Raw genomic sequence first — 5,330 nt, 5'->3', positions numbered from 1 at the left:
ACGGTCCGCATCCTTCAGCCCGCCGCGGCCGAGCGCCTCGATGAGCGCATCGGCCACGGCGAAACCGGTCGCTGACGACGTCCGGCGCGTCAACACCAGCGGGATCGCGGCGGGATGCGCCCGGATACCCCGCCACATCGCGTCGGCCACCGCGTACACGTCGTCGACCCAGTTGGACGTCGGCTCGGGTACCTGCACCTCCGCGACGATCGCGGCGACCACGAGTTCCTCCAGCCCCTCCTTGTCGGGCACGTAGTTGTACATCGTCATCGGGCCCGTGCCCAGTGCCGCGGCGAGCGCCCGCATGCTCAACGCGCTCACGCCGGCCTCGTCGACGATGCCCAGCGCCGCGGCGCCGATCTCGTCGGTGGTGAATCGTGCGCGCAATACCTCTGACCCCCTGCTCTACGTGCAAGCGGCTCATCACCGCTTGACAAGTACATCGTACGTAAAGCAGTCTAGCAATACGTACACCGTACCTATGTTAGGAGGCTCGATGCCGCCGACGATCCCGACCGAACGCGTCGATTTCCGTTCCGATGGCACCCGATGTGCGGCGTGGTTGACGCTGCCCACGGGAAACGGCCCGCACCCGGCGGTGGTGTTGGTGCACGGTCTCGGTGCGACGCACGACATGATGCTCGCTCAATACGAGCAGCACTTCGCCACGGCAGGCATCGCCGTCCTGGCCTTCGATTACCGCAACACCGGCGAATCGGGCGGGCAACCGCGGCAACACATCTCGATAACTGAGCAGTGCCATGACGTCGACGCCGCGCTGGCGTTTCTCGCAGGCCGTCAGGACATCGACTCGACGCGGATCGGGTTATGGGGCACCAGCCTCGGCGGCATGAACGTGATCCGGGTGGCGGCGGCCCGCGACGATATAGCGGTCGCCGTCGTGCAGTGCCCGATCGTGCACGGGCCCGCAGCCGCCCGCCGGCTCGGGCTCATGGCATCGCTACGCATGACGCCCGCGATCGTCGAGGACCTATTCCGACGTGCCACAGGGCATGGCCGCCGGTACGTGCCGATCGTCGGGGCGCCGGGACGTTTCGCGATGGTCACCGTCGAGGGCGCGGAAGCCGGATGGAACTCCACGGTCCCGCCGGGCGGCCGGTTCGACAACCGCATCGCCGCCGCCGATGCCATGGGCATGGTGACGACGTCGGCCATCCGGCACGCCCGCTACGTCAAGGCGCCACTGCTGGTGTGCGTGTGCGATCGCGAGAACCTGATGGATCCCGCGTATGCCGCGCTGGTCGCGCGGCGCGCCCCCCGCGGCGTCGCTCGCCACTACGACTCCGACCACTTCGACATCTACCATCCGCCGCTCGTCGGCCGGGTGCTGTCCGATCAAACCGCCTTCCTGCAGGAGAATCTCGGTGTCCGTGCGTGAACGGTTGCGCAGCAACGACGAACGATTCCGTGCGCTCGCGGCGGGCTTCAGCGCCGACGAGTGGGCGCAACCCAGCCTGTGCGACGCGTGGACCAACCACGGCGTGCTGGCGCATCTTGTGATCGGGTACCGCGTAGGCGCCGGCGTCGCCGCGACCGAGTTACTGCGCCACAGAGGCTCATTAGACCGGGCGAACGCATCGATGGCACGGGCTCTGGCCGCCGACCGAAGCCCCGCCTGTCTGCTCGACGAGTTCGAACGGCTGTTGTACCGGCCGCGCGGGTTGGGGCGGGTCTTCCCGCCTCGGCTCCTGCTCGGCGATCACATCACCCATGAGCTCGACATCCTCTTCGCGATCGACCGTGAGCCGTCGATTCCAGCAGATGCCCTCGTCGCGGTGCTCAACACTCAAGTGGCCGTGCCGAATCCGTTCGTTCCGGCATTCCGGAACAGCCGCGGATTGCGGCTGCGCGCCACCGATATCGACTGGACGCACGGCGAGGAAGGCCCCGTCGTCGAGGGCCGCGCTGCCGAGCTGGTCTCGGTGCTCGGCAACCGGCCGCGAATGTTGCCGGCGCTGCGCGGCGACGGCGTCGGGCTGTTGGCCTCGCGGGTCAGTCCGCGCCCGACCCGTACGGCCGGGTGATGATCTCCAGGTAGTGGCCGGCCGGATCCTGGAAGTACACGCGTGCCCGCCGTCGTTGTGGTTGATCTCGCCCGGCCTGCTGCCGTGCGGATCCGCCCAATGCTGCAAGCCACGCTCCTGAATGCGTCCATAGATCTCGGTGAACTCGTCTTCGGACACACCGAGGGCTGCATCTGTCAGTCCTGCCACACCACGTCCAAGGCGGCGTGCAGCAGCCGTGCACGAGTCGGGATAGCATCCTCGCGCTTGATCGAGCATGTCGGTTTCTTGCGGACTACCCTCGCGAAGATCGCTAGGCTGCCGGGGTGCCCTCAGCCGAAAACACCTGCCGCGTTACCGTTTTCACCCTCGGCGGCACGATCGCCATGTCGACCACCGAGCACGGCGGCGTCGCTCCCTCCCTGTCGGCTGAGCAACTGCTCGCCGCGGTACCCGGCTTGGCCGACACCGGCATTGCGGTCGATGTCGTGAATTTCCGCCAGCTGCCCGGCGCATCCTTGAAGATCTCCGACATCACCGCACTCGCCGCCGCTATCAACGACCATCTACCCGGAACCGACGGAGCAGTTGTCACCCAAGGCACCGACACCATCGAAGAAACCGCATACCTGCTCGATCTCCTACACGCCGCACCCGAGCCGATCGTGATGACCGGCGCGATGCGCAACCCCACCCTCGCCGGCGCCGACGGCCCAGCCAATCTGCTGGCCGCCATACACGCCGCCGTCCACTCCGACGCTCGCCAGCAAGGGTGCCTCGTGGTGTTCAACGACGAAGTCCACGCCGCCCGCCGCGTCCGAAAGACACACACCACCAGCACGTCGACCTTTCGATCACCCGACGGCCGTGCTCGTCCTCGCCGACCTCAGCCGCAAACGCGTGGACGGTGACGCTCTCGCCACCAAAACCCAGTTCCTCGAATCCAACCCGGCCACTGCGCAGATGCGTGCCGTCCGGGACAAGCGCTACGTGGTCATGACCGGCTCCGAACTCGATCCCGGCATTCGGGAGATCGATGCGATCGAGAGGTTGGCAGCCGGGCTCAGGGCCAAGTGACTCCGAGCCAGGCACCTGGCCTGCGGCTCGAGTGCCGTGCGGGGTGACAGGGTCACTGATTGCCTGCGCCCGAGGATTCCTCGTGTGCCTTCAGCCTTACGTAGACGGTCTTGCGCGAACTGATTCCGGCGTCGCGGACTTCGAAGTCGAATTGTGCGCAGGCTTTCAGGATTCCGCTGAATTTCGCGTAGCCGTACGCTTCGGAGGTGAAGGAGTGATCGGTCGCAGCGACAGCGTTTCGGACAGCGGCGATGTTCGCCCACCCGTTGGCTCGGGCGGTTTGCAGAACGGCTTCACGAAGCAGATTCGCTACCGGCGAGGGCACGACCGCTTGATTGGTCACCCGCGGCCGCGCTGACTTCTCGACCGGTTTTCGCCGTTTCCCTGTGCGGGTGGACTCGGCAGCGCTGACAGGTTCTAGGCTTTTGTGCTGCCGATCGGTGTGTGAAGGTTCTCGCGACTCGATTCCTTCCCTCATCCTTGCACCGTACCGAAAGTCCGGTCACGGGATGTGCGCGCACAACCACGCCTCCCGTGACCGGAACTGCCTGCGCGCCCCGACTACTCCGCAGCGACAACCAACAGCAGGTCACCACCGTCGACTTGCTGCACCTGCTTGATCGCGACCCGGTCGATCACCCCATCGCGTGGAGCGGTGATCGTCGCTTCCATCTTCATCGCCTCGATCGTGGCGACGGTGTCACCTGCGGAGACCCGCTCGCCCACCGCGACGGCGAGAGTGACCATGCCGGAGAACGGAGCACCCAGTTGACCGGGATGGGCCGGGTTGGCCTTCTCGGCGGCAGCGACGTGATCGGCGACCGACCGGTCACGGACTGCGACCTGCCGCAGTTGGCCGTTGAGCAGGCACAGTACGGTCCGCATCCCGCGTTCGTCGGGTTCGGAGATGGCTTCGAGCCGGATGAGCAGCGTGACACCCTTCTCCAGCACCACGTGGTGTTCCTCGTCGCGGCGCAACCCGTAGAAGAACTGGTTGGCCGACAACCGCGAGATGTCACCGTATCTGTCGCGGTGGGCGAGGAATTCGGCCGTCGGGCCGGGGAACAGCAGCCGGTTGAGCGCAGCACGCCGTTCGACCGGGCTACCGTCGAGCTCTCTGACGTCGGTCGCGGTCAGCGGGGTCTCCGGCTTGGGCTCGTTGCGCCCCGCCAGCGCCTTGCTGCGGAACGGCTCGGGCCAGCCGCCGGCGGGCTCGCCGAGCTCGCCGCGCAGGAAGCCGATCACCGAGTCGGGGATGTCGTAGCGGCCCGGATCGGCGGCGAAGTCCTCGATGTCGACCCCGGTGCCGACCAGCGCCAGCGCCAGGTCACCGACCACCTTCGACGACGGGGTCACCTTGATCAGGCGGCCCAGCAGCCGGTCGGCCGCGGCGTACTTGGCCTCGACCTCCTCGAACCGGTCGCCGAGGCCGAGCGCGATCGCCTGCTGACGCAGATTCGACAGCTGACCGCCGGGGATCTCGTGGGTGTACACGCGCCCGGTCGGCGCGGGCAGACCCGACTCGAACGGCGCGTACACCTTGCGCAACGCCTCCCAGTACGGCTCCAGATCGCAGACGTTGCCTAGGTTCAAGCCGGTGTCGTGCGGCGAATTCGCTGTCGCGGCCACGATCGCCGACAGCGCGGGCTGGGATGTGTTGCCCGCCAGCGGCGCTGAGGCGCCGTCGACGGCGTCGGCGCCTGCCTGCCACGCGGCAAGATAGGTCGCGAGCTGACCGCCGGGGGTGTCGTGAGTGTGCACGTGCACCGGCAGATCGAAATTGCTGCGCAGCGCGCCGACCAGCTTCGCCGCCGCCGGTGGCCGAAGCAGCCCTGCCATGTCCTTGATCGCGAGCACATGGGCGCCCGCATCGACGATCTGCTCGGCCAGTTTCAGGTAGTAGTCGAGGGTGTAGAGGTTCTCGTTCGGGTCCGACAGGTCGCCGGTGTAGGACAGCGCGACTTCTGCCAGCGTCGTGCCGGTTTCGCGCACGGCATCGATGGCCGGGCGCATCTGGTCGACATTGTTGAGCGCGTCGAAGATCCGGAAGATGTCGATGCCGGTGGCTGCGGCCTCGGAGACGAAGGCGCGCGTGAGCTTCTCCGGATACGGGGTGTAGCCGACGGTGTTGCGTCCGCGCAGCAGCATCTGCAGGCAGATATTCGGCACCGCCTCGCGCAGCGCGGCCAGTCGCTCCCACGGGTCCTCGTACAGGAAGCGCAGCGCCAC

General features: G+C 67.2%; 7 protein-coding genes and 1 pseudogene. 4 read left to right on the top strand and 4 right to left on the bottom strand.

Features of this window, described 5'->3' with window-relative positions:
* Positions 1-387, bottom strand: a 387-nt coding sequence (locus tag AB0H61_RS38905; RefSeq protein ID WP_357313931.1) for a TetR/AcrR family transcriptional regulator, incomplete at its 3' end; no start/stop codon positions are given.
* Between AB0H61_RS38905 and AB0H61_RS38900 the strand changes: the two genes are divergently transcribed.
* Both AB0H61_RS38900 and AB0H61_RS38895 read left to right on the top strand, forming a co-directional pair.
* Positions 305-1,399, top strand: a complete 1,095-nt coding sequence (locus tag AB0H61_RS38900; RefSeq protein WP_357313929.1) for an alpha/beta fold hydrolase — start codon at positions 305-307, stop codon at positions 1,397-1,399. The genes AB0H61_RS38905 and AB0H61_RS38900 overlap by 83 nt on opposite strands.
* Entirely contained in the window at positions 1,386-2,045 is a 660-nt protein-coding gene (locus AB0H61_RS38895; RefSeq protein ID WP_357313926.1) for a maleylpyruvate isomerase family mycothiol-dependent enzyme, read from the top strand. Before AB0H61_RS38900 ends, AB0H61_RS38895 begins: the two co-directional genes overlap by 14 nt.
* Here the strand turns inward: AB0H61_RS38895 and AB0H61_RS38890 are convergent.
* A pseudogene (locus AB0H61_RS38890) lies at positions 2,014-2,204 on the bottom strand (VOC family protein); the annotation flags it as partial. The gene AB0H61_RS38895 and the pseudogene AB0H61_RS38890 overlap by 32 nt on opposite strands.
* A 146-nt stretch (positions 2,205-2,350) precedes the next feature.
* Here AB0H61_RS38890 and AB0H61_RS38885 point away from each other — a divergent pair.
* Together AB0H61_RS38885 and AB0H61_RS38880 are read left to right on the top strand one after the other, a co-directional pair.
* Complete coding sequence (locus AB0H61_RS38885) at positions 2,351-2,935, top strand: asparaginase domain-containing protein (RefSeq protein WP_357313923.1); 585 nt, start codon at positions 2,351-2,353, stop codon at positions 2,933-2,935.
* Positions 2,925-3,101 carry a hypothetical protein gene (locus AB0H61_RS38880; RefSeq protein WP_357313920.1) on the top strand — a complete coding sequence of 59 codons (177 nt, stop codon included), beginning with the start codon at positions 2,925-2,927 and terminating at the stop codon, positions 3,099-3,101. Before AB0H61_RS38885 ends, AB0H61_RS38880 begins: the two co-directional genes overlap by 11 nt.
* A 52-nt stretch (positions 3,102-3,153) precedes the next feature.
* On the opposite strand, the gene AB0H61_RS38875 is transcribed toward AB0H61_RS38880, so the two are convergent.
* Positions 3,154-3,579 carry an OST-HTH/LOTUS domain-containing protein gene (locus tag AB0H61_RS38875; RefSeq protein ID WP_357313918.1) on the bottom strand — a complete coding sequence of 142 codons (426 nt, stop codon included), beginning with the start codon at positions 3,577-3,579 and terminating at the stop codon, positions 3,154-3,156.
* An 83-nt stretch (positions 3,580-3,662) separates the two neighbouring features.
* Positions 3,663-5,330, bottom strand: a 1,668-nt coding sequence (locus AB0H61_RS38870) for a biotin/lipoyl-containing protein (protein ID WP_357313916.1), incomplete at its 5' end; no start/stop codon positions are given.

It is taken from the genome of Nocardia sp. NPDC050710 (assembly GCF_040654375.1).
Lineage (GTDB): Bacteria > Actinomycetota > Actinomycetes > Mycobacteriales > Mycobacteriaceae > Nocardia.
This window is presented reverse-complemented; position numbering and strand designations above follow the sequence as displayed.